The organism is Sorangium sp. So ce1153, from assembly GCF_051521595.1.
Classification (GTDB): Bacteria; Myxococcota_A; Polyangia; order Polyangiales; family Polyangiaceae; genus Sorangium.
The window spans coordinates 2,986,270-3,010,537 of sequence record NZ_CP150361.1 but is presented as its reverse complement, the minus strand read 5'-3'; the positions used below and the strand labels follow the sequence as shown (position 1 = coordinate 3,010,537).

The window sequence follows — 24,268 nt, the reverse complement described above, 5'->3', positions numbered from 1 at the left end:
CAAGACATACAAGCCTGCGTGCGGCGCGTCGGATCCGCATGTCAGGGACCGACCTGTCTCACGATGCGCCCGGGGGGTCAACTTTGGCAATCAGCCGGGAACCGCCGCGGCACCCAGATCCCGGGGGGCTGGAGCACACAGCACCGGCACGGGTGTGATGAAGGAAGAGATTTGAACCACAGAGGCACAGAGGGCACAGAGGAGGAGAGAGCTCGGAGACAAAGAGAGCGCAGAGCGCTCGGACAGAAGGAGGGTTCAGATCGGGGAGGGGCTGAAAACTCTCTCTCCTCTGTGCCCTCTGTGCCCTCTGTGCCTCTGTGGTTCAATTTTCTCGGGGCTCCCGAGGAACCACCGTCTTGGCTAGGAGAGCAGCGCGATGAAGTCGCCGATCGCCGTGAACGGCAGGCTCTCGTTCACGACCCCCGCCCGCACCGCGGCGCCGGGCATGCCGTAGACCACCGCCGAGTCCTCGCTCTCGGCCACCACCGTGCCCCCGGCCGCGCGGATCGCCCGCGCGCCGTTCACCCCGTCGTCGCCCATCCCCGTCAGGATGATGCCCACCGCGCGGCTGCCGCCCACCTGCGCCACGCTCCGGAACAGCCGGTCCGCGCTCGGCACGTACCGATCGCCAGGCGCAGGCGCCCCGACGCGGATCCGGATGTCGCCGCTCAGCCCCACCCCGCTGCCCGGCGTCACCGCGATCTCCATGCACATCCGGCCAGGGCACACGTACGCCTTGCGGGCCACCACCTGGTCGCCGTTCTGCGCCTCCACCACCCGGAGCCCGCCCTTGCGATCGAGCCGCTCGGCGAACGTGCGGGTGAACTTGTCCGGCATGTGCTGCGCGATGAGGATCGCGCCGGGGAAGCGATCCGGGATCCGGTTGAAGATCTCGAGGAGCGCCGTGGGCCCGCCCGTCGACGAGCCGACCGCCACGAGGTGGCGCAGCGACACCCCGAGCCGCGACGCCTCCGGCGCCGCGCGCGGCGACGTGGGCTGCGACGCGCGCGCCGGGGTCGTGGCCGCCGGCATCGGCGACCGGGGCCGCAGGTAGCGCACGAGCAGGACCTTCTGGATGATCTCCCGGCGGATCTGCGCGTCCGCCGTGAACTGCCGGTCCGGCTTCGCCACGAAGTCGACGGCGCCGAGCTCGAGCGCCTTGAAGACGTTCTCCTTGTGGCTGTAGCTCGAGACGATGATCACCGGCGTGGGCTGCCGCGCCATCAGGATGCGCAGGAACGTGAAGCCGTCCATGCGCGGCATCTCGAGGTCCAGCGTGATCGCGTCCGGCCTGAGCTGAGCGGCCTGGCGGAGCGCGTCGTCGCCGTCACCGGCCTTGCCCACGACCTCGATCTCGTCGCTTCCGCTCAAGATCTCGGCGATGTTGCGCCGGTTGTACGCGGAGTCGTCGACGACGAGCACGCGCAGGGGAGCGAATGTCATGAGCGCAAAACCTTCCGCCGGAGGTTCATTCTAACCCACCAGGAGCGCCATGGGACCACCCGTCGCCTGCACTGCCTCCACTTCGTCGGCGCCTCATCCGGTCCCCGCTCCTCTGCCCCCGGCTCATCCGGTCCCCGCTCCTCTGCCCCCGGCTCATCCGGTCCCCGGCTCATGCGCCCCTCGCTCATGCGCCCCCCGCTCATCCGCCCCCCTCCCCGCCCCCCCGCTCCGGCGGGCCCTCCGTGAGCCCCAGACGCAGCGTGGCCGCCGGCTTGCGGTACACGAGATCCTCCCGCAGGTGCACGAGCTCGAACGCGGTCGTCACGTTCAGGAGCGACTCGGAGTGGCCGAGCAGGAGGAAACCGCCGGGCAAGAGGCGCTCGTAGAAGATGTCGATCACCCGGCGCCGCGACTCCTCGTCCAGGTAGATGAGGACGTTGCGGCAGAAGATGACGTCCACGCGCCCGACCACCGCCGCGCGCGACGAGTCGAGCAGGTTCAGGTGGCCGAACTGGCAGAGCGCCCGCAGCTCGTCCACCACGTGGAACCCGTCCGGCCGCTCCGTGAAGTAGCGCCGCTTGATGTCGGGCGGCGTGACGCGGAACGACGACGCGCCGTAGACCCCCTTGCGCGCGGCCACCACGCAGCGGCGCGAGATGTCGCTGCCGAAGACGCGGACCTCGCGGCGATCCGTGGCGCCGGACTCCCGCGCGGTGATCGCGATCGAGTAGACCTCCTCGCCGGTCGAGCAGCCCGCGCTCCAGATGGACAGCCGGCCCTTGGCGCTCCCCGCCTTGACGAGCATCGGCACGATCTCGGTCATGAGGGCGCGGAGCTGGTAGTCCTCGCGGAAGAAGTACGTCTCGTTGACCGTGATGACCTCGAGCGCCTCGTCGAGCTCGGCGCGCGCGCGGCTGTGGAAGCGCAGGTACTCGTAATACTGCCCGAACGACGAGAGCCCGAGCACGACCACCCGCTCGCGGAGCCGGCGCTCCATGGACGTGCGCGCCTCGGGCCCGAACTGGAGCCCGCAGTGCTTGTTGAACAGCTCCCTCAGCCTCTGGAATTCGTCGGGCAAGAGGCGGATCTCGTCGTCCCGCCGCCGGTTCACAGCACCTTCCCCGACGGCGGCCCGCCGGACGTGCCCGAGGTGGACGCGGAGCCCTCGCCACCCTCGATGGAACCGGGCGCGCTCAGCCGATCCCCCGCCTCGCTATAGGGGGGATCCGAGCGGAACGGGGCGCCGCCCTGCGCCGCGGCCGTGACGAGCTCGGGCTCCCCCGAGGCGCGCACGAGGCCGAGCAGCTCGCGGGCGCGGGCCCGGTCGTCGCCGGCCGGGCTCGACTCCGTGAGCGACGCGTACAGCCGGCCGAGCGCGCGCGCCGCCGCGAGCCGGACCTCCCGCTCCTCGTCGGCGAGCGAGAGGCTCAGCACCTCGAGCGCCGAGGCGCCCGCCGCCGCCGCGACCGCCGTCACGGCCGCCCGGCGCGCGCGCACGTCCCCCGCCGACGCGACGCCGGTGAGGAACGCGATCTCCTCGCGATCCGCCGAGCCGAGCGCCTCGATCACGATCGCCGCGGCGAGGTGGGTCTCCTCCGCCTGCATCAGCCGGCGCGCGAGCGCGCGCGCCGCCTCGGGGTAGCGCTCCGAGAGCCCCGCGAGCGCGCTCTCCGCCGCGCGCGCGACCGGGAGCGAGATCGCGCGCGTCTGCGAGACGACGAGCGAGAAGTCGTCCGCGGTCCCGATCTTCGCGAGCCCGTAGAGCGCGCTCGTCGCCACGAGCGTCGAGGGGCTCTTCACCGACCGCCGCACCGCGCCGAGCAGCTCGTCGAGTTGTGGGTCGAGGCGGTCGAGGCGGTCGACGCCGGGCGCCCGCGGCTCGCCCTCGCGCGCGCGCTGCCGCGCGATCGCCACGGCGCCGTCGATGAGCGCGGCCGTCGCGTCGTCGAGGCCCTCCCAGAGATCGGGATCGGGATCGATGTGCCGATCGAGGTAGGCGAGCACCGCCGGCAGCGCCTCGCCGCCGAGCAGGCCGAGCGCGCGCTGCGCCGTCTCGACGAGCGCGGGCTCGATCATGGCCTGCACCGCGGCGTCGGCCGCGCCCGGCGCGCGCGCCATCGCCGCGAGCACGAGCGCCTGCGCGCGGCCGCTCACCGGGTCGGCGCCGAGGCCGCGCCACGAGGGGGGCTCCGCGCCGCCCGGGCCCTGCGCCGCGGCGGCCTGCACGAGGCGGGCGCCCACCTCGATCGGCGCCGCCTGGAGCGCCTCCACGGCGTGCTGCGCGAGCGGGCCGTCCGCGAGCCGCGCGAGCGCGCGCACGAGCTGCGCGAAGGCGCCGCCGCGCGCGGTCGCGAGCGCCGCGACGAGCGCCCGCGGCGCCTCCGGGCTCTCCGCGAGCGCCGCGGCGACCAGCGCCGACGAGCGGAGGATCGGGTCGTCGATGAGCGGCGACAGCACCCGCCACGGCACCGGCGCCTCGAGGCCGTTCAGCCCGTTCAGCGCGGTCAGCCGCACGAACCGATCGCGATCGGCGAGCCGCTCGTAGAGGATGTCCGTCACCCGCTCGCGCGCGATGAGCCCCATCCCGGAGATCGCCTCGATCGCGCTCTGGCGGAGGTTGTCGTCCTGCTCGGCGAGCGCCGCGTAGAGCGCGTCGAGCGCCGCCGGGTCGCGCGTGCGGCCGAGCGCGTCGACGACGAGCTTGCGCTCGTCGCCCGTGAGCTCGCCGAGCGCCCCGACGAGCGCCGGCGTGGCGTCGCGGCCGCAGTAGCCGAGCACCTCGATGGCCGCGTTCCTGAGGCCCACGTCGTCGCTGGTCCGCAGCGCGTCAAGGAGCGCCCCGACGAGGAGCTGCGAGGCCGACGGCCGCTCGCCCTCGGCGCCGCCCGGGGGCGCGGGCGGGCGCTCGCCCTCGGCGCCCTGGATCGACCCGGCCGGCGCGGCCTGGATCAGCCGGTGGCAGGCGTAGGTCGCCTCCTTGCGGACGCGCCAGTCGGGGTCGCCGAGCGCGCGCAGGAGGAGCGGCAGCGCCTCGGTGACGTCGGCCCTGCCGAGCCGCGCGGCCGCCTGGCGGCGCTCCTCGGCGTCGTCGGCGGCGAGCGCCGCGGCGATGGCCGAGATCGGCATCGGCGTGCTCCGCACGCTCGGCGAGATGGAGTCGGGCTCGGTCGGCCAGAGGTTCGCGTCGCTCACGCGCGGGCCGCTGAACGGACCCAGGTCGTCGGAGGCGCGGCTCACGGGGCCTCCAGGAGGGCGCCGGACGCGGCGAGCGCGAGCGCGAGCTCGATGAAGCGCCCGACGTCGAGCACGAAGATCATCCGCTCGTCGTGGGTCGTCACGCCCACGATGCCGCGCAGGTCGCTGCTGCCGCCGACCGGCGGCGTCGGCCGGTAGTCGCCGCTCGTCCCGAAGACCTCCGTCACGGCGTCGACGACGAGCCCCACCGTGTGCGTCCCCACGTCGACCAGGATCCACTTGGTGCTGCGGCTCGGCTCGACCGGGGGGAGCCCGAAGCGCACGCGGAGCTCGATCACGGGCACCACCTCGCCGCGGTGGTTCGCGACGCCGGAGACCTCGGGGGGCGTGTGCGGCAGCGTGGTCACTTCGAGGGGATTCACGATCTCGCGCACCCGCGTGATGTCGATCGCGTACTGCACGTCGCCGACCACAAAGCCGACGAGGCTCTTCTGCGGGTCGGGACGGCTGCGCTCTCCAGTCAACGGCATCTGAGCCTCCGAGCGTCCGGGCGCTGCGAGCCGCCCGGGCGCGGACGAGTCGTCCGTTAGGACGCGAGTATGGCCTGCAGGTCGAGCAGGATGATGACGCGCGGCTGCGCCTCGCCCTGCGTGCCGTCCGACGCGCTCGCCCCGTGCAGGGGCCGGGCGATGCCGGCGATGTAGCCCGCGACGTCCCCCCCGAGCGCCGTCGCGGCGTGCTCGATCTCGGCGTCGGCGAGCCGGTAGACCTGCTGGACCTCGTCGACGAACAGGCCGAGCGTCTCGCCGTTCGCCGCGTCGACGAGCAGGATGCGCGCCCGCCGCTGCGGCGCGCCCTCGTGCAGCCGCATCCGCCGCCGCAGATCGATGACGGTGACGAGCTGCCCGCGCACGCTGACGATGCCCATCGTCGAGTCCGGTGCGCGCGGCACCGGCGTGAGCGGAGGCGGCTTCAGGATCTCGCGCACGAGCGAGACGGGCGCGGCGTAGGTGTCGCCCGCGAGCGTGAAGGCGAGGTACTCGGTGCGCGGGCCGGTCGCCTGCGCGCGCGGGCTCCGCTTCGAGACAGGTATCCGGGCGGGCCTTCGGGAGAGGTTAGCCATGGGTGCTCCGCGGATCGTTGCGCTGCCGGTCCCCGCCCCCGTGCATGATCTCCTCGATGAGCGCCGGGGCGTCGAGGACGAGCGCGATGCGCTGATCGCCGAGCTCCGTGGCGCCGGAGAAGCCGCGCACCGAGGAGAGCGACGGGCCAAGCGCCTTGATCACGACGTCCTGCTGGCCGATGAGCGTGCTCACGACGAGCCCCAGCCTGCGCGCGCCGACCGACGCCACCACGATGTACTTGCGCTTGTTGCCCCCCTGCAGCCCGAGCGTCGCGCGGCCGTCGGACCCGCGGCGGCCGCCGACGGCGGGCCGCGCCGCCGAGCCGCCGCGCGCCGCCCCGCCGAGCAGGCCGGCGATGCGCGCGCTGAGCTCCTCCTCCTCGTTCAGGCCGAAGAGCCGCGCCAGGTAGCAGAGCTGGAGCGTGCTGTTGCGCAGCGTGATCATCTCGCGGCCGTCGATCTGGCGCACCGTGGCCTCGTCGAGCGCGACCGCCTCCTGCACGTTCGTCAGCGGGATCGCGAAGAGCCGGTCGGCGACGCGGACGATGAGCGCGCTGATGATCGCCAGCGTGATCGGCAGCGTCACCGTCATCTTGGTGCCGATGCCGGGCTCGCTGTGCACGTCGATGACGCCGCCGAGCTTGCTGATGTTCGTCTTCACGACGTCCATCCCGACGCCGCGCCCCGAGATCTCGCTGACGTCGGTCTTCGTCGAGATGCCCGGCTGGAAGATGAGGTTCAGGACCTCGCGGTAGCTCGTGGTGCGCGCGTCCTCCTGGGTCATGACGCCGCGGCGCAGGGCGGCGTCGAGGAGCTTGTCGACGTCGATGCCCTTGCCGTCGTCCTCGATCTCGATGACGACGTGGTTGCCCTTCTGGAAGGCGTTCAGCGCGATCGTGCCGACCGCCGGCTTGCCCACCGCCTCGCGCATGCTCTTCGACTCGATGCCGTGGTCGATGGCGTTGCGCATCATGTGCATGAGCGGGTCGCTGAGCTCCTCGACGATGAGCTTGTCGACCTCGGTCTCGGCGCCCGTGATGACGAGGTTCACGAGCTTGTCGGCGTCGCGGCTGATCTGGCGGACGACGCGGGCGAGCTTGTCGAAGACCTGCCCGAGCGGGACCATCCGGACCTCGAGGATGCCCGCCTGCATCTGGGCGAGGTGCCGGTCGAACGTGCGCTGGAGCCGGTGGAGGTCGAGGGAGAGCTCGCGCTCGGTCGGCGCCGCCCGGAGGCGCTCGACGAGGCGGCCGAGCGCCGATCGCACGAGGGCGAGCTCGCCGACGATGTTCATCAGGCGGTCGAGCTTGTGGATGTCGACGCGCACCGTCTGCGCGACGGAGCGGATCGAGCTGAGCTCGCCCTTGCGGGTGCCGCGCGCGCTCGACGGCGGGCTCGCCGCCATCGAGCCGGTCAGGTCGACGGCCCGCGACACGCCCGTCGGCGCGCCGCCGCGGAGCGCGGCCGACATCGACGGCATGCCGGGCGGCGCGACCCGGCCGTGCCCGTTGTTGTTGCGCCGCGGGATCTCCTCGACCGCGGCGCCGGCCTGGTGCAGGGCGCGCTGGAGCTCCTCGAGCGGCGCGCGCGAGGCCATGAGGATGTCGAGCTCGATCGAGTCCTGGTCCGCGCCCGCGCCGGTCGGCAGGTAGGTGATGATCTCGCCGTACGGCTTCGCGGTGATCTTCAGGTCGTCGAGGGCCTGGTCGATCGTGGCGAGGTGGAACTGCACGCGGAGCCGGAACAGGGTCATCCCGCTCGCGATGTTCGTGCGCAGCCGGTGCTCCTCGTACTCGGTGAGCACGGAGAGCAGCCCCGGGTCGAGGTCGTAGTTGTCGTCCGGGAGGCCGGCCGCGCTCGGGCCGGCGTCCTGGTGGAGCTGGCGGAGGAGGTCGTCGACCTCGGGCATGGGCGCGTCGCGCCCGTCCTTCTCGTTCTGGAGGATGCGCCCGTAGAGCTCGACGCTGCGGAACAGGAGGTCGAGGACGGACGCGCTGATCTCGATGCGCCCGAGGCGCAGGTTGTCGAGCAGCTCCTCGAGCTCGTGCGACAGCGTCGCCATCCGGGTCGCGCCGAAGAGCCCGGCGAGCCCCTTCAGGGTGTGCACGGCGCGGAAGACGTCGTTGATGACGTCGGGGTCGACCTTGTTGGTCCGCACCGCCTCGTCGAGCGCGAGGAGGTCGCGCCCGAGCCCCTCGACGATCTCCTGCGCTTCCGAGAAGAACTCCTCGCGCGCGCGATCGCCGCTGTCGACCATCAGCCCCCGCCTTCCTCGCCGGAGCCGGGCTGCTTCGTGCGCGCGGCGGGCTCGTCGGCGCGCGGGGGCACCGGGGACCCGCCGTCAGCTGACGGAGAGGCGCCGTCGGCCGGCGGCTCGCCGTCGAGCGCGCGCTGGGGACGCCCGTCGAGGCAGGCGACCACCGCGTCGCGCAGGGCCTCGGGCGTGAACGGCTTCGCGAGGAAGCGGTCCGCGCCGAGGCGGAGCCCGCGCTGCACGTCGCGCTCGGCAGCCTGCGTCGAGATGATGAGGATGCCGACGCGCCGGTAGCGGTCGCTCTGCCGGACGAAACGGATGAGCTCGAGCCCGTTGATGTCGGGCATGTTGATGTCGGTGATCACGAGGTCGAACGCGCCGCGCGGCAGGAGCCGGAGCGCGTCGAAGCCGTTCATGGCCTCGACGATATCGACGTCGCCCTCGAGCCCGAGCACGCAGTCCTCGAGCGTCGAGCGTACGTACGCTCGCATTGCCGGGGAGTCCTCGACGATCAGGATGCGTGCCATGCGGCGACAGGGTAACGGAAATCCACTGGGAGGGAGCAACTCGCTGAATGCCCGGGGCGCCTCGCGCGCTCTTTCGCGGCGCGCGGCGCGCGGCGCGCCGGCCTATGTACGGCGGTCTCCTTCCCGGTGTAAACCGGCGCGAGCGCCGTCCGGCGCTGGCCGGCGAGGGGGCCGCGCCGGAGGAGGGCGCCGCGCGCGGCGATCGGACCGGGGGCCGAGGGGAAAACGCCGCGCCCGGGTCGACGCGGCGGTCGACCCGGCGGTCGGCCCGGCCGGGCCCGCCCGGCGCGTCCGGGCCGGCAGCCTGCGGCTGTGAATTGACACGGCGCCGCCCGATGCGCGCTAATCGCGCCCGTGAAAATTCTCCTTTGTTCTCCAGCGTTCCGGATCCTCCTCGCCGCCCTGTTCGCGCTCTCGAGCGTGGCCTGCGGCGGCGGGCTGCGGGTGAACCGGATCAACTCCGCCCAGAAGAAGCCGAACAACGTCTGGGTGTTCTTCAGCGTCGACGCCGGCGAGGACGAGCCGGTGGGCGGCCTCACCGCCGAGGACTTCGAAATTTACGAGGATGGTGATCTCGTCTCGAAGTTCGAGAGCAAGCAGACCATCCAGAACCCCGAGGTCGCGGCGGTCATGTACACGATGCTGCTCGTCGACATGAGCGGCAGCATCACCGAGTCGGGCCAGGCCGACGCGCTGGTCGACGCCGCGCAGTCGTTCAGCGACCGGGTGGGCAAGAGCCAGAAGGTCGGCGTGTACGCGTTCGACGGCGAGGTGAAGATCCACTCGGTCGTCCCGTTCACCGAGGCGCAGGGCTCGGTGCAGGGCGGGCTCGAGGGGCTCCGGAGCTACAAGCCGAAGGACACGTCGACCAACCTCCACGGCGGCGTCGTCGAGGGCATCCGCGAGCTCAAGAAGCAGCTCGACAAGGACCGGCGTCCGCTCAAGTTCGGCACGCTCGTCGTCTTCTCCGACGGCACCGATCGCGCGAACCGCGTGAGCCGGGAGGACATGCTGAAGGAGCTCGACAAGCAAGACTACGAGAACTACCAGATCTTCGTCGTCGGCGTCGGCGCCGAGATCGAGAAGGCGCGGCTCGACGAGATCGGGCGCGACGGGACCGAGCTCGCGGCGGACCAGGCCAAGGTCAAGGAGTCGTTCGACAAGATCGCGGCGAAGATCGAGGCGCACATGAAGCGCTTCTACCTGCTCTCGTACTGCACGCCGGCGCGCGCGGGGGAGCACGAGGTGGAGATCAAGGCGATCAGCAAGGACCCGTCGGCCTCCGGGTCGCTCGAGTACAAGTTCAACGCCGACGGGTTCGGGCCGCCGCCGGAGTGCGATCCCAACACGCCGCCGTCGTTCGATCTGAAGGCGACCGCACCGGCGCCGGACAGCGACGGCGGCGGGAGCGGCGGCGCGAAGGCGAGCTTCAAGGCGAGCGCCGGCGCGAAGGTCGAGGCGAAGTGAAGGCCCTCGCGGCCGCCGGGCGCGGCCGCGACGCTGCTCCACGGGCGGTCGCGCGCCCGGCGCTCCTCGCGGCGGACCGCTAGCGGGGCACCTCGGGGACGAACTCGGCGCCCAGCCGGAAGATGAGGAAATCCTTCGTCACGTTGCCGTCGCCGCCGGGCCACAGGAACGGGCTGCCGCTGCTGCGGTCCGGGTCCCACTCGAACCACATCCACCGCGCCCCCTCGTCGATGCCGCAGACGATCGGGAACTCGTTGCCTGGCTGCGGGTCGTCGCGGGCTGTGTCGTTCGCTTCCCCGAAGGCGACATGGCCGAGCGCGGACGGCTCGGCGGTCACCCAGCCGGCGCTGGTCGTCTGCGGATCCAGGCCTCCGCGGTTGCAGCTCGCGATGTGCTCGTTGATCGTCTCCAGCGCCGGCCCGTGCGAGCCGAGGTCGTAGTCCTCGCCCGTCGCGCAGACCTCCCACGCGCCGCTGCCGGTGAAGACGGGCTCGGCGCCCTCGCGGAAGAACTGGCCGAGCACGCCCTGGGTCGTGAGCATGTCGGCGTAGGTGATGATGTAGAGATAGTTCCCGGCGTCGGCGGACCCGGCCGGCACCCGGTACGACTCGGGGCCGTGGCCGATGGGACAGGAGAAGATCTCGTCGGCGAGCAGGTTCTCGATGCCGCCGAAGTAATTCAGGAGCTTGTCGCCGGTCCCGTAGCCGAAGCCATAAGCGTTGTCGGCCGTGATGATCACGTTCACGTCGGTCGAGAGGCCGCTCCCCCCACCGACTCCGGCGCTCTCACCGGGGCCGATCTCGCCGCCGCCCGCGCCCCCGGAGCCGGAGCCGGAGCCGGAGATCCCTGGGTCGGCGGTGCCAGCGTCCGAACACGCGGAGCCATGAAGCGCGAAAGCAAGAGCCAAGCTCGGGACAAGACGTAGGTTCATCCCATCAGGATCGGCGAAGTCGCGCTCTCTGTAAAGTTACAACGGAACGCCCGTTCGGGGCATCCCGCGCTCGCGGCGCTGGCCGCGCGACGTTCAGGGCACGATCCCGCGCGGCGCTCAGGGCACGATCTCCCGGACGCTGCCCTTCTTGTACAGGAGCCCATCGGGGCCCACCCCGTCGCTCCGGAAGTAGACGCTGATATTGGGTTTGCCGGTCTCCGAGCCCGGTCGGGTCGGCTCCCGGGTGAGCCGCATCGCGGGATCGGCGCCCGGCGCGCAGGGCTCGCCGCCCACGCCGAAGTCGGTCCCCTGGTCGACGTGCTCGTGGATCTTCACCCAGGCGCCGCCGTTGGCGCCGTCGGTCTCATCGATCCAGAGCTCCTGCTTCACATCGCCGTTCGGCAGGTCGTAGACGAGCTGCTTGTAGCCGATCCAGACCTGCTCCGGCATGCCGCCCTCCCAGTAGGTCTTCCCGAGGATGGCCACCGACGCGGGGTGACTCGTCTCCTTCTCGAAATCGATCTTGCCGTCGTAGCGCATGCGGGCGGCGATCCCGCGCGTATCGCACCTGTTGACATCCTCGTCACCGATCGTGCCGTGGTTGGTGCGCGCCATGGCGACGAGGCCCCCATAAGCCGTCCCGTCATCGTCGGCGCGCAGGAAATACATGGTCACCTCGACGTCGCGCCATTGCTCGATGAGCGCGGGGTCGTGCACGTACATCCGCGGGACCCTGCCGCTGATCTCGAGGACGCCCTGGCCGTCGGTCTCATACGAGGCGTCGCCGTGGTCGGCGTCGAACCAGGCATCCTCCGGGTCGACGCCCGAGAACGCGCGCGCGACGCCGCTGTCCCAGGTCGAGAACCACGCCTTGCCGGACGGCAGCGTGGGCCGCAGCATCGCGATCCCGAACCGGTCGACCTGGCCCGCGTCCCCGCCCCCGGCGCCGGTCGAGCTCGACGCCTCGGCGCTGCTCGATCCGGTCGAGACCTGCCCGGCTCCGCCGCCGGGACCGGTGCCGCCGAGGCCGCCGCTGCCGCCGAGGCCACCGCCGCCGAGGCCGCCCTGTCCGGAGTGGCTCTCGGTCGCGGGAGGGGCGTCCTCGCCGCCACAACCGGCGCTGCCCGCGCTGGCGATAGCCGCCATGACCGCCATCGCGATCGTCAAGGAAGTTCGCACACCTCCGCAGTAACACACCGCCATCACGACGAGCGAGCTCTAACGAGCCGCCTCATCAGGCCCACGATCGTCATGGGACCCAGCGACACGGGCGCGATGAGGCGACGAGAACCGCTCACCTGCCTGCCTGGCCCGTTCGCTTCAACGTGTCCGCGCGCGCGGCGCGGGCCTCGCCAGGGCTTGCCAAAGGAGGCGGAATCCCCACGTTCGTTCAGCTCATGGAGCTCAAGCGAAAGCTCGCGATCCTCGCGGACGCCGCCAAGTACGACGCATCGTGCGCGAGCAGCGGCTCCCGCCGTCCCGCCCTGCCGCAGGGGATCGGCAGCACGGAAGGCATGGGCATCTGCCACAGCTACACGCCCGACGGCCGCTGCGTCTCCCTCCTCAAGATCCTGCTCACCAACGTCTGTATCTACGACTGCCAGTACTGCGTGAACCGCCTGTCCAGCGACGTGGAGCGGGCGAGCTTTTCCCCGAAAGAGGTGGTCGCGCTCACGCTCGACTTCTACCGGCGGAACTATATCGAAGGGCTGTTCCTGAGCTCGGGAGTCCTCAAGAGCCCCGACTACACGATGGAGCAGCTCGTGGCCGTCGCCCGGTCGCTCCGCGAGGAGCACCGGTTCGGCGGCTACATCCACCTGAAGGCGGCGCCGGGCGTCTCTCCCGAGCTCCTCGACGTGGCGGGGCGCTACGCCGATCGCCTCAGCGTCAACGTCGAGCTGCCCACGCAGCGGGATCTCGCGGCGCTCGCGCCCGAGAAGACGATGCCGTCCATCGAGGCCGCCATGGCGGAGATCCACACCCGGATCGTCGAGACCCGCGACGACCCGAGCCCGCGGAGGCCCGCGTTCGCGCCCGCGGGGCACAGCACGCAGATGATCGTGGGCGCGACGCCGACGAGCGACCAGGAGATCCTCGCCACCGCGTCGCGGCTGTACACGGCGCACGGGCTGCGGCGCGTCTACTACTCCGCGTTCAGCCCGATCCCGCACGCCGACGCCCGGCTCCCCGCCGACTCCCCGCCGCTCGCGCGCGAGCACCGGCTGTACGAGGCGGACTGGCTGATCCGGTTCTATGGCTTCTCCGCGGGCGAGCTCCTGAGCGCGGCCTCGCCGAACCTGGATCTGACGATGGACCCGAAGCTCGCGTGGGCGCTCGCGCACCGCGAGTTCTTCCCCGTCGACGTGAACACGGCGCCCCGGGAGGCGCTCCTCCGCGTGCCCGGGCTCGGGGTGCGGACGGTCAAGCGCGTGCTCGCGATGCGCCGCCACCGCGCCGTCCGCATGGCCGACCTCGCGCGGCTCCGCGTCCCGGTCGCCCGCGCGGCGCCGTTTCTGGTGACGGCCGACGAGCACCGCAGCGCGGCGCGGGATCTCGACCGCGCCGGGCTCCCGCAGCGGGTCCGCCCTCCGGCGCAGCTCGGCCTGTTCGAGGCGCGCGAGGGGGCGCGCTCCGGGGAGCTGTGATCCGCGCGCCCATCCCTCCGACGTTCGAGGCCTTCCGCGACGCCGCCCGCGCGCTGCTCGCCCGCGAGGCGCCGCCCGAGGACGTCCTCTGGGAGGACGTGGCGGAGCAGGGCCAGGGCGTCCTCTTCGGCGCCGCGCTCGCAGCGCCGGCGTCTCCCGCGACCCCGGACGCTCCCGCGCCCCCGGACGCGGCCGCGGCGCCGGGCTCGCCCGAGGGCGCGCCGCGGCCGCGCGTCCCGGCCGCCTTCATGCGCCTCGCGACCGCCGTGGCCTGTCACCGGGACGCGGCGCGGTTTCCGCTGCTCTACCGCGCGCTGTTCCGGCTCACGCACGGCGAGCCCTACCTGCTCGAGCTCGCCGCCGATCCCGACGTGGCCAGGCTGCGCGCTCTGGAGCAGGCGGTGCGGCGCGACGTCCACAAGCTGCACGCGTTCGTGCGCTTCCGGCGGGTCGAGGACGAGGGCGGCCGCGAGCGCTACGTCGCGTGGCACCGCCCGGACCACCGGATCCTCCGTCTGGGGGCGCCGTTCTTCGAGCGGCGCTTCCCGTCGATGGCGTGGTCGATCCTGACGCCGGACGAGTCGGCGCACTGGGACGGCGCCGAGCTCCGGTACGGCCCGGGGCTGCCGCGCGACGCCGCGCCGCGCGAGGACGAGCTCGAGGAGCTGTTCCGCACCTATTACCGGGCGATCTACAACCCGGCGCGGGTGAACTTGCGGGCGATGCGGGCGGAGATGCCGGCGAAGCACTGGAGCACGCTGCCCGAGCTCTCGGTGATGAGCGAGCTCGTGCGGGACGCCGCGTCGCGCGTCGACGCGATGCAGGCGAGCCGCAGCGGGGCGGCGAGCGCGGCGGAGGCGTACGTGCCCGCTGCGCGCGCGCTCCCGGTGCTCCGCGAGGCGGCGGCGTCCTGCCAGGCGTGCGCGCTGTGCGAGCGGGCGACGCAGACGGTGTTCGGGGAGGGCCCGGCGGACGCGGCGCTGATGCTCGTGGGGGAGCAGCCTGGGGACGAGGAGGACCTCTGCGGGCGGCCGTTCGTCGGTCCGGCGGGTCGCGTGCTCGACGAGGCGCTCTCCGGAGCGGGCCTGTCGCGGGGCGGGATCTACGTGACGAACGCGGTGAAGCACTTCAAGTGGGAGCCGCGCGGCGAGCGCCGGCTGCACGCGAAGCCTGTCGGCCCGGAGATCCAGGCCTGTCGCGCCTGGCTCCAGGCGGAGGTCGAGGCGGTGCGTCCGCGCGTGATCGTGTGTCTCGGCGCGACGGCGGCGCGCTCGTTCCTCGGCGGGCGATTCAGCGTCACGCAGAGCCGCGGTCAGGTCTTCAAGACGCCGTGGGCGGAGTCGTGGATGGCGACGTACCACCCGGCCGCGCTCCTGCGCATGCCCGATGAGTCGGCGCGCGCGGCCGCGAAGGCGCACTTCCAGGCGGATCTCGCGAGGGCGGCGAGCTTGCTCGCGGGTGCGGAGAGCGGGAGCGGATAAGGGCGCTGCGGCGGGGCGGTCGCGGGAGAGATGCGGGCGGGGGGCCTGCCATGGTGTCTTACGGGGACAGTGTTGTTCTCGTTTGAGAATCGCTCCATTCGTCGTACTTCGAGCAGGCGGTATTGCTCGTGGTTCCGAGACGTCGGTGAGCGAGGCTGCTGCATGCAAATGACGCTGGCTCCGGCGCTCACGTTCTGTTACCGCCCGCAACACGATGGGTCAGCCGGATCTGTTCGCGAAGCGAACATTCGCCGAAGAGACCGAGCGGATCACCGATGGAGCGGTGATGTGGCAGGATCCGCCCGAGATCAGGCTGGAGAAGGTGCAGGCCGACGGCCTGCTCGTGATCCGTCACCCTGGCCTCCTCGCGCATCTGCCGGCGCCGTGGCCAGCGGCGCAGGCGTACGAGGAGATCGTGGTCGAGCTGAAGCTCGCGGGAGACCACCTCGACATGAGCGCGGTGGAGCGAGCCCTGCTTCGCCGGCAGGCGAGGCAGGTGCAACGGGTCGAGGAGCGGGCTCCGTCCTGGCCGGGCGAAACACCGCTCTGGCTGGCGGCGCCGCACGTTCCGGAGTGGCTGAGGCAGGCGCGCCATCCGCTTCGCTTTGCTCCTGGCTGCTACTTCGTCGAGCCGCTGGGGCCTTGCTTCGTGTGGGTGGCGGCGAACGAGCTTCCGCTGCGCGACGAGCTGGTGCCGTTCCTGGTCGCCCGCTCCGGGCAGCCGCTCGACCAGTTCGCCCGCTGGGTGTCGCAACGCCGGCCGCTTGAATGGGTGCTGTCCATGCTAAAGTACCTGCCCATGTCGACGACCACCAGCGAGGAGCTCCTGTGGCGGTTCGCCAGGACTGGCGACCCGGAGATCGATGCGCGGCAGGATCGCATCCTCGAGGTCCTGCTCTCGGCCAATCCCAGGATGAAGCAGCGGCTCGTCGATGAAGGTCGCCTCGAGGGCCGCCTCGAGGGCCGCCTCGACGAGGCGCGCGCGACCTTGCGCCGCGTGCTCGCGCACCGGCAGCTCGCGCTCACCTCGGAGGACGAGGCGCGCATCGACGCGTGCGCCGACCTCGCGGCGCTGGAGCGGTGGCTCGATCAGGCGCTCACCGCCTCCAGCGTACCGCAAGCGCTGACCTGAGCGCCGCCGCTCAGCACCGGAACGGCCGCGGCAGCATCAGCGGCCCTTCCGGGAAGGGCCGCGCACCATCACGAGCCCGGGAAACACCGTGTCCATGAGCGCCATGAGCTGCGCGCAGAGACCAGGCCCGGCCCACGATCGGCGCGATGCCGTCATCTCGTCGATTCCCTCCCTCGTTCCCGGGACCGGGAAAGCCGCAAGGGGCGAAAGAGGCCGCCCACCAATCCAGCAGGATTGCGCCTCCGGAGTAATCGCCCCATGAGCTCAACAACGCATCGCCCCGCGAGGCGCTGCGCCAACGTGGGGGGGAACCATGAAGAATACGCTCGTCGCGCTGATCCTCGGCGCGCTCTCGTTGTCCACCGTGATGTCCAGCAGCGACCCGGCGCAAGCCCAGGACCGGGACCGGGCGCCGGAAGGCTCCTACCGCAGGACGTGCAGGGACATCCGGACGGAACGAGGCACGCTGCACGCGCGCTGCAAGGACCGAAGAGGGAATTTCCAGCGGACGCGCATGGTGGATTACCGCCGGTGCAGAGGAGATATCGAGAACGACAACGGCCATCTCCGCTGCGGCCGCCACCACCGCTGACGCGCGCCACAGCCACACCGGGCGCCCTCCGCGAGGCGGGCGCCCCTCAGCGCGGCGGGAACCGGGCCCCCGCCGCGACCCGGCCCTCTTCCACGGCCACCACGTATGGCGGCAGGCGGCCCGCCCGCACCGCGCGGACGTCGGCGCGCATCGTCGCCGCGTCGGGGTACCGCTCGGCCTTGTGGAACGCCAGCGCGCGATCCACGACGTCGCACACCTCGGAGGGCACGTCCGGCGCGCACGCCGCGAGCGACGGCGCCCGCTCCGTCGCCGCGGCGATGAGCAGGCGCGCGTCGGCGACGTCGCCGTGGATCCCGCGGCCGGAGAGCAGGCGGAACATCGTCGCGCCCAGCCCGAAGACGTCGGTCCTGCCGTCGATCTCGCGCACGTTCCCCGTCGCCTGCTCGGGCGCCATGTACTCGCTCGTCCCGAGCGCCACCCCCGTCTTCGTCGCCGTCTTCTCCGGCAGCTCCCCCATGCCGAACGGGAGCGGATCGAGGACCCGCGCGATCCCGAAGTCGAGCACCTTCACGCGCCCGTCGTTCCCGATGTGCAGGTTCTCGGGCTTGATGTCCCGGTGGACCACGCCGTGCGCGTGCGCCACGACCAGCACCTCGAGGACGCGCTCCGCCAGCGCCAGCACCTCGCCCGCGGGGCGCGTGCCCAGCCGGGCCATGCGGTCGAAGACCGTCTCGCCCTCGAGCACCTCCATGGCCAGGTACGCGGCGCCGTCGTCCGCGACGCCCGACTCCAGCACGAGCGGCAGCCCCTCGCAGAGCGGGCCGACAGCGGCCAGGGCGCTGCCGATCGGGCCCTCGCGCAGGAACCGCTTCCGGAGCTCCTCGATCTGGCTGAGGGACGGGTGGAGGACCTTCACCGCCGCCGCGTGGCCGTCCGCGCGCCGGCCGAGGAAGACGCTCGCCATCCCGCCGCCCCCGAGCACGCGCTCCACCGTCCAGGTCCCGATCCTCGTGCCGATGCGCTGCGCCGCGAGCTCCTCGTCGTCCATCATCGCGCGCGGAGCTTACCAAGACGGCCGCGGGGACGATCGGGAAAGGCCCGCCGGCGCCCGCCGACGCCCCGCTGAGTCCCCGCCGCGACGAGCCCCCGCTACCCCTTCTGCGGCTTCCACGGGTCGTCCTGATAAAGGTAGTTCGGCTTCAGGATCTTGTTCTCCATGTTCGTGTGGAACACGGCCATCGTCGACGCCGACATGGGCGGGACGACCCAGGTCCAGTCCGCGTAGACCGGGCGCCCGCACTCCCGCTCCTGCTGCTCGAACTTCTTGAAGTACTCCGACAGCGCGTGGTGATCGAGGATGCGCACCTTGGCCTGCCGGAACGAGTGCAGCACCGCGATGTTCAGCTCGACCAGCGCCGCGTCCTGCCACAGCGTGTCGCTGCGCGACCGGTCGAGCCCGAGGCGGTCCGCGATGAGCGGCAGCTGGTTGTAACGCGTCACGTCGCTCAGGTTGCGCGCGCCGATCTCGGTCCCCATGTAGAAGCCGTTGAACGGCGCCGCCGTGTACTGCACCCCGCCGACGTCGAAGGCCATGTTGCAGACCGCCGGCAGCGCGTGCCACTTCAGCCCGAGCTCGGCGAACCACGCGTGGCGCGGGTGTACGATCGGCACCTCGAGCACCCGCTCCCGCGGCAGCTCGAACCACCGCGGCGGGGCGTCGCCGATCTGGATGATCAGCGGCAGCAGATCGAAGCGCGTCCGCTCGCCGCCCGGCCACCCCAGCGCGAGGGCCTGCTCCGTCAGCTCCACGTTCGCAGGATCGCCAAGGATGCCCCCGTCCGGGAGCCGGTAGCCCGCATACCGGACGATCTGCCCGTTCCAGATGCGGATCCGCGGCTCCCCCGGCCTGAACACGGTCATCGTCGCCCGGATGTCGCCCCCGTTGGTCGCCAGGTCGACGTGCTCGACGAGCGCCCCGAAGATCTCCTCCTCCGTCTTCAGGTGGCGCATGTCGCGCACGTGGAGCGTCGACCAGAAGAAGCGCCCGATGCAGCGCGAGCTGTTGCGCCACGCGAGCCGGGCCCCGTACGCGAGCTCGTCGGGCAGGTGCGCGTACGTCCCGTGCTTCTCCAGGCTCGCCCGCACCTCCCGCCAGCGCTCGTCCGCGGCCGAGGGCACCCCGAGCTCCGCATAACACTGGCGCAGGAACGCCTCGGCCTCGGTCAGCGCCGCCCCGGGCCCGGTGGGGGTCAGGTGGAACGACGCATGCTCGACCGGGCAGACCCCGCCCGCCGCGCGGGGCGCGCCGGCCCGGCGGAGCGGCATCGGGCGGATCCCCCCCGCCGCGTCGACGTTCGACGTGAACAGCTCGCGCTCGATGGCGTCCTCCGGCCAGCCCGCCGCGCGCAGGTGCTCGTGCGCGTCGCGCATGAACCCCTCGGGCCCGCACACGAGCGCCCGCGACCCCGGCCGGTAGGGGTACAGCTCGGCCACGCTCTCCCTCGACAGCCGCCCCTCCGCCTGCGTCGCGCGCAGGCGGACCCCGACGCCGGGCGTGCGGCCGGCGATCGCGCGCAGCTCCTCCTCGAAATAGAGGAAGTCCGCGGCGCGCGACGCCGACCAGTCCAGCAGGAAGCCCTGCAGGTCGGGGCGGGCGGCCTTCCGGTCGAGCGCCCGCAGCATCGCCATCGCCGGCGTGACGCCGATCCCGCCCGCGAGGAACACCACCCGATCCACGGGCGGCGCCGGCAGGACGAAGCTGCCCCGCGGCGCGGACGCGCGCAGCAGCGACGCCGCGGCGCGCTCGCACAGCCACCGCGAGAAGACCCCGAGCTCCTCGCGCTTCACCGTGACCTCGTAGTCCCCGCCCGCGACCGCCGGCGCCGAGAGCGTGTACGCGCGCGCCACCCAGCGCCGATCGAGGTAGCCCTGCACGAGGACGTGCTGCCCGGGCTCGGACGCCGCCGGCGCGCCGCCGACAGGCGCGAGCTTGATCTGGAAGATCCCGGGAGAGAGCTCCCGCGCCCCCTTCACCTCGGCCTGCACGAGGCTCGACCCGCCGAACATCTCCTCGATCGCCGGGACGCAGCCGCCGCAGATCTGCCCCGCCCGCGTCCGCTCCGACACCTCGGCGCGCGTCGCGCACCCGGACGCGATGAGGCTCGTGATCTGCCCGCGCTTGACCCCCGCGCAGTTGCACACGACCTCGTCCGGCTCGAACAGCGTCGCGGGCTGATCGAGCTTCAGCTCGCCGAGCTCCCGGAACGTCGCGACCTGCCAGCCGGGCAGCGGGGCGCGCGCCATGAGCAGCCGCATCGCGGACGGGAGCCCCTGCCATTCGCCTTCGACGTGCAGCCCCGCGAGCTGCCCTTCCGAGACGAGGAGCGCGCGGCGCTTGTCGCGATCGCCGCACACCACCCACCGGAGGCTCGCGGGCACCGCGTCGAGCCACCGCGCCGAGACCCCGGTCCCGTCGAGCGCGCGGAAGAGCGCCAGGATGTGGCCGCCGCCGTCCACCACGTTCGAGATCGCGGCCTCCTTGCCCGCCAGCGCGCCCATCGCCGCGCTGTTGTCGACGCGCCCCTCGCGCAGCGAGAGCAGCCCCTGCCCGGGGAGGAGGTGGACGTTCACGTGATCGAGCGCGTGCCGCTCGGCCCATGCGTCGACGCTCGCGGGCGGGAGCTCGAGCCAGGCGTCGCCGGGCCCGCGCGCGTCCGCGGGGATCCCTTCGCTGGCCAGGCTCGTCCAGCCCTCGATCAGCGCCTCGGCCGCCGCCTTGCGCAGGCCCGCCCGGGCCAGCGCCGCCACGGCCGCGTCGGCCGGCGTGTCCACGTAGCGGATCTCGAAGCTGTCCTCGCGGAGCAGCTGCTGGACCAGGTTGTCGAGCCGCCCCCGCAGCCCGGCGGTGAACTCCTCGAAATCGAGGGTCCCGTCCCCGGTCGCGTCCGCGGCCACCAGCAGCGCCTTCGCCTCGTCGGCCGGCACGCCGAGGCCGGTGAGGTAGGGCAGGAGCTCGTCCTCGCTGAGCGCGCGGTTGTTGTCGCGATCGATCTCCTCGAACCGCCGCCGCGCGAACCTGTCGCTCGCCAGCCCCGCCCGGACGGCGCGGGAGAGCGCGGCCGCCACCTGGGCCCCGGTGCACGAGGCGGGCCCGCAGACGACCGGCGGCGCGGCGCCGGGCTGCTCGAGCGCGCGGAGCGCCATGCGGGCCACGTCGGCCGGCGCCACCCACGGCAGCGCACCATCTCCGAGCGGCAGCGGCAACGTGCGACGGAGCCGGATGTCCTCGCTCCAGAGCACGAGGGCGCTGAGCAATGGCCCGTGACACACAGCCGTCACCTTGTGCCCGGAGGCGCGCACAAATGCCTCAGCGTCGCGAATCTGCCGCCCCACACGGCTCGTGGGCGGGAGGTACGGCGCCACCCACAGGAGGTGCGACGCTCCCACCTCCCTGGCCGAGGCGAGGAACATCCGCGCGGCGACGAGCGGATAGGCGAGGTCCGCCGTACTCAGCACGAGCGCGATGGCCGGCTCCGCAGGCTCGATCGGCAGGGCTTGAAGGAATGAGGCGAGGTCGTTTCTCGGCTCGGAACAGACGATCTTGAGGAAGCTCATGGTGCTCGGCGATGGCGGCCGCGGAGGAGCACAGCGGACCTCCCCGCGCGCCGGTCGGTACGGTGGACGCGCGCGAAGGCGCGGGGCGCTCCGTCCAGGATACGGCGCATCCCCCGGCGATCCGAAACTTCCGGCGCTGACTCAGGGCGTCGCACCGTGTCGCGTCAAGTCGCTGAAAGCCGCGGAGCGTCAGGAGCTCCCGCATTTTGCATGAAGGTTCTCCGTCCGCGCGTAACAAACTGCCCCATGGGGCAGTTTGGCGCGCTGGTCAGCTTTCTCACGTTGTCGGGAGATGGCGCTCAGGTAGCCCCCGCGGATCGGCGCCATTCTGGTTGACCGAGACACATCGCGGCGGCGCTCGCGCGCTCGCCCGGGTGTTCGAAGGACCGCGCTTCGCTGGATTCGCGGGAAATCGCGCTGAGGGACGCGGGACGGACCAGCGCGCCTGCGCCGGTCGGGCGCGCTCGGGTTCCGCGCCAGGCGCCGCCTGAGGGCGACGGGAAGTGTAGGACTGCGAACCGGACATACAGGCACGATCCTTGAATTCGCTTGCTCAGCGCAGCCATGAACACCCTTACTTCCGAGCGACCCCTGGCGATGATCAGCAAGCAGACGCGGTCGTCGGCCGCGTGCCGGCCCGCGGCGTCCGCCGCGCGTCACGCCGTCCTCGAGGGCGTGACGATGAAGCCGATGAACGTCGCCGAGGCGCTCGTCGCCCTGGAGACGGTCGCCGCGCGGCTGCGCGAGAAGAACGACCCGCGGGCGGTGTTCCCCGATGTCTACGCCGTGATCACGCGCCGCGTGAAGGAGGCGGTGGTCGACGGCACGGACGACCGGTTCCTGGAGCCCGCGTGGATCTCGCGGCTCGCCGGGATCTTCTGCGAGTACTACCTGAAGGCGCTGGAGGCGTCGCTGGACGGGCGCTCCACGGGCGTCGAGGCGTGGGATGTGGCGTTCCAGTGCAACAGCACGCGTGGGACGGCGGCGGCGGTTCACGCCCTGCTCGGCATCAACGCGCACATCAACTACGACCTGGCCCTCGGGCTCTACCAGAACATCGTCCAGCACGGCGCGGTGCAGGACGCCCGGCTTCTCGGCCGCTACCGCCACGACCACGACCTTGTGAATGAAATTCTCGCGGCGGCGATGCCGGAAATCTTCGCGATCCTGAGCGATCGTTATGGCTGCCCGCTCGCCCGGATCGCGACCTTCACGAAGGATGTGCAGCGGACCGTCTCGAGCGTCGTGCTCTTCATGCTCCGGAAGTGGCGCGACAAGGTCTGGGACGACCTGCTCTCCCTGCTCGCCACGGCGGGCGACGTGGAGCGGCGCACGGTGGTCGTCGGGATGAACCGGAGCGCGGGGAAGGTCGCCCGCACGCTCGCCGCGGGCAACGGGGCGCTCCGCGTCGGGGCCCCGCTCGTCCGGAACGCCGCGCTCACGCTGGCGATGGCTGCCTGAGGCGGGCCATCCCGGCGAGCTGGCCGCAGGCGCCGCCCACGTCACGCCCCCGCGGCCGCCGCACGAGCGTGGTCACGCCGTGCGCGGACAGCCGGGCCACGAAGGCGTCGAGCCGCGCCGCCGACGGCGGGCGGAGCGCGGGATCCGGGCCTGGGTTGCAGGGGATGACGTTCACGCGGCACCGGAGCCCGGCGACGTACGCCGCGAGGAGATCTGCGTCTTCCGGCGCGTCGTTGTAGCCGTCGAAGAGCACGTACTCGAACAGCACGCGCCGGCCTTGCGGCATCGACCTCGCGAGCGCCTCCTTGAGGGCCGCCATCGGGAAGCGCGCGTTCACCGGCATGATCGCCTGCCTGCGGGCGTCGTCCGGGGCGTTCAGGCTGACGGCGAGCTCAGCGTGCGCGTCGCGGAAGAACGGCTCGATCTTGTCCGCCACCCCGACGGTGCTCACGGTCACGTGCGACGGGGCGAACCGGAACGCCCGCGGGTCGGTGAGCAGCCGGATCGCCTTCAGCACCTCGCCCAGGTTATCGAACGGCTCCCCCATCCCCATGAAGACGAGGTTCCTGAGCGGCGCGCCGCCGCGCTGCGCCGCGAGCGCGCGCGCGATCCGGACCTGATCGACGATCTCGCCGGCGGCGAGCTGGCGCGCGAGCCCGAGCCGCCCCGTCTCGCAGAAGGCGCAGGCGCGGGCGCAGCCGACCTGGCTCGAGACGCAGAGCGTCGTGCGGGCCGGCCCCGGGATGAGCACCGACTCGATGAGCGCGCCGTCGCGCGCGCGCAGGACGAGCCGGAGCGTGTCGTCCGTCGAGGGCGCCTGCTCGGCGATCTCGAGCGACGGGGCGGGATCGAGCGCGAGCAGGGCCTCGTGCGCCCACGCTCCGACGCCGAGGGCGGCGAGCGCGGCCGCGTCCCATGCAGGCGCGGGCTGCAGCGCCGCCGGCTCCGCCCCGAACGCGTGGCGCACCACCTTGCCGGCGACGGCGCGCGCAGCGGACGCCGTACCGCCCGCCTTGCGGAGGAGCTCCGCGAGCGAGGCTGCGTCGTGGTCGGCGAGCCGTGCGCCGGCGCGCGCGCTCCTCCGGATGAGCGGGCGCGCAGCGAGCGGCGCGGGCGCGTCGGTGGCGCCGAGGGTCGGCGCGTCGCTGGCACCGAGGCCCGACGCGTCGCTGGCACCGAGGCCCGGCACGTCGCTGGCACCGAGGCCCGGCACGTCGCTGGCACCGAGGCCCGGCGCGATCTCCTCGGGGATTTCCGGAAGGCGCATGCGCACCAGCTAGCACGCCGCGCGCGGCGCCGCGCGTCCAGCCGCCGCCGCGCGCCTCCGGACGGCTCCGCCAGATCGGGCGCTCGCCGGCTCTCCTCTTCATGTCGTCACGCGTCTGTCAATCTCGACCGGCCGCCCGGGCCAGCACCGGCCCGGCATGGACGAAAGCTGCGCG

The 24,268-nt window shown here is 72.6% G+C and carries 18 protein-coding genes; 6 read left to right on the top strand and 12 right to left on the bottom strand.

Annotated elements, in window-relative coordinates; all coding sequences use genetic code 11:
• Nucleotides 1-360: 360 nt before the first annotated feature.
• The 7 genes from cheB to WME85_RS10625 all read right to left on the bottom strand — a co-directional run bounded on the left by cheB (nucleotide 361) and on the right by WME85_RS10625 (nucleotide 8,542).
• Nucleotides 361-1,443 (bottom strand): chemotaxis-specific protein-glutamate methyltransferase CheB, encoded by a 1,083-nt coding sequence (gene cheB / locus WME85_RS10655; RefSeq protein ID WP_437309013.1) that lies wholly within the window; start codon nucleotides 1,441-1,443, stop codon nucleotides 361-363.
• 199 nt (nucleotides 1,444-1,642) lie between these two features.
• Entirely contained in the window at nucleotides 1,643-2,521 is an 879-nt protein-coding gene (locus WME85_RS10650; protein WP_437837485.1) for a CheR family methyltransferase, read from the bottom strand.
• A gap of 29 nt (nucleotides 2,522-2,550) precedes the next feature.
• On the bottom strand, nucleotides 2,551-4,680 hold the full coding sequence (locus WME85_RS10645) for a HEAT repeat domain-containing protein (RefSeq protein ID WP_437837484.1): 2,130 nt from the start codon (nucleotides 4,678-4,680) through the stop codon (nucleotides 2,551-2,553).
• Nucleotides 4,677-5,168, bottom strand: coding sequence for a chemotaxis protein CheW (locus WME85_RS10640; protein WP_437309010.1), 492 nt, complete (start codon nucleotides 5,166-5,168; stop codon nucleotides 4,677-4,679). The genes WME85_RS10645 and WME85_RS10640 overlap by 4 nt, the downstream gene beginning before the upstream one ends.
• A 56-nt stretch (nucleotides 5,169-5,224) precedes the next feature.
• Nucleotides 5,225-5,761, bottom strand: coding sequence for a chemotaxis protein CheW (locus WME85_RS10635; protein WP_437309009.1), 537 nt, complete (start codon nucleotides 5,759-5,761; stop codon nucleotides 5,225-5,227).
• Nucleotides 5,754-8,018 carry a chemotaxis protein CheA gene (locus tag WME85_RS10630; protein WP_437309008.1) on the bottom strand — a complete coding sequence of 755 codons (2,265 nt, stop codon included), beginning with the start codon at nucleotides 8,016-8,018 and terminating at the stop codon, nucleotides 5,754-5,756. Before WME85_RS10630 ends, WME85_RS10635 begins: the two co-directional genes overlap by 8 nt.
• Nucleotides 8,018-8,542, bottom strand: a complete 525-nt coding sequence (locus WME85_RS10625) for a response regulator (protein ID WP_437837483.1) — start codon at nucleotides 8,540-8,542, stop codon at nucleotides 8,018-8,020. Before WME85_RS10625 ends, WME85_RS10630 begins: the two co-directional genes overlap by 1 nt.
• 354 nt (nucleotides 8,543-8,896) lie before the next feature.
• Here WME85_RS10625 and WME85_RS10620 point away from each other — a divergent pair, with 354 nt between their 5' ends.
• Nucleotides 8,897-10,009 (top strand): VWA domain-containing protein, encoded by a 1,113-nt coding sequence (locus WME85_RS10620; protein ID WP_437837482.1) that lies wholly within the window; start codon nucleotides 8,897-8,899, stop codon nucleotides 10,007-10,009.
• Nucleotides 10,010-10,088: 79 nt separating this feature from the next.
• Here WME85_RS10620 and WME85_RS10615 read toward each other — a convergent pair whose 3' ends face one another.
• A complete protein-coding gene (locus WME85_RS10615) occupies nucleotides 10,089-10,940 on the bottom strand; it encodes a hypothetical protein (protein ID WP_437837481.1) in 852 nt (283 codons plus the stop codon).
• A gap of 117 nt (nucleotides 10,941-11,057) precedes the next feature.
• A complete protein-coding gene (locus WME85_RS10610; protein ID WP_437837480.1) occupies nucleotides 11,058-12,086 on the bottom strand; it encodes a hypothetical protein in 1,029 nt (342 codons plus the stop codon).
• Between the two features lie 251 nt (nucleotides 12,087-12,337).
• Here WME85_RS10610 and WME85_RS10605 point away from each other — a divergent pair, with 251 nt between their 5' ends.
• From WME85_RS10605 to WME85_RS10590, 4 genes are all read left to right on the top strand, one after another.
• Nucleotides 12,338-13,585 (top strand): putative DNA modification/repair radical SAM protein, encoded by a 1,248-nt coding sequence (locus WME85_RS10605; protein ID WP_437837479.1) that lies wholly within the window; start codon nucleotides 12,338-12,340, stop codon nucleotides 13,583-13,585.
• On the top strand, nucleotides 13,582-15,066 hold the full coding sequence (locus tag WME85_RS10600; RefSeq protein ID WP_437837478.1) for a UdgX family uracil-DNA binding protein: 1,485 nt from the start codon (nucleotides 13,582-13,584) through the stop codon (nucleotides 15,064-15,066). Before WME85_RS10605 ends, WME85_RS10600 begins: the two co-directional genes overlap by 4 nt.
• A gap of 214 nt (nucleotides 15,067-15,280) precedes the next feature.
• On the top strand, nucleotides 15,281-16,198 hold the full coding sequence (locus WME85_RS10595; RefSeq protein ID WP_437837477.1) for a hypothetical protein: 918 nt from the start codon (nucleotides 15,281-15,283) through the stop codon (nucleotides 16,196-16,198).
• 313 nt (nucleotides 16,199-16,511) lie between these two features.
• Nucleotides 16,512-16,790 (top strand): CVNH domain-containing protein, encoded by a 279-nt coding sequence (locus tag WME85_RS10590; protein ID WP_437837476.1) that lies wholly within the window; start codon nucleotides 16,512-16,514, stop codon nucleotides 16,788-16,790.
• Between the two features lie 46 nt (nucleotides 16,791-16,836).
• Here WME85_RS10590 and WME85_RS10585 read toward each other — a convergent pair whose 3' ends face one another.
• Both WME85_RS10585 and WME85_RS10580 read right to left on the bottom strand, forming a co-directional pair.
• Nucleotides 16,837-17,802 carry a serine/threonine-protein kinase gene (locus tag WME85_RS10585; protein ID WP_437837475.1) on the bottom strand — a complete coding sequence of 322 codons (966 nt, stop codon included), beginning with the start codon at nucleotides 17,800-17,802 and terminating at the stop codon, nucleotides 16,837-16,839.
• Nucleotides 17,803-17,900: 98 nt separating this feature from the next.
• The gene (locus WME85_RS10580) at nucleotides 17,901-21,365 is read right to left on the bottom strand and encodes a nitric oxide synthase oxygenase (RefSeq protein WP_437837474.1); all 3,465 of its coding nucleotides are present in this window, start codon (nucleotides 21,363-21,365) and stop codon (nucleotides 17,901-17,903) included.
• Nucleotides 21,366-21,929: 564 nt separating this feature from the next.
• Between WME85_RS10580 and WME85_RS10575 the strand changes: the two genes are divergently transcribed.
• Entirely contained in the window at nucleotides 21,930-22,826 is an 897-nt protein-coding gene (locus WME85_RS10575; protein WP_437837473.1) for a DUF5995 family protein, read from the top strand.
• On the opposite strand, the gene rlmN is transcribed toward WME85_RS10575, so the two are convergent.
• The gene (rlmN, locus tag WME85_RS10570; protein ID WP_437837472.1) at nucleotides 22,804-24,093 is read right to left on the bottom strand and encodes a 23S rRNA (adenine(2503)-C(2))-methyltransferase RlmN; all 1,290 of its coding nucleotides are present in this window, start codon (nucleotides 24,091-24,093) and stop codon (nucleotides 22,804-22,806) included. The genes WME85_RS10575 and rlmN overlap by 23 nt on opposite strands.
• Between the last annotated feature and the right edge of the window lie 175 nt (nucleotides 24,094-24,268).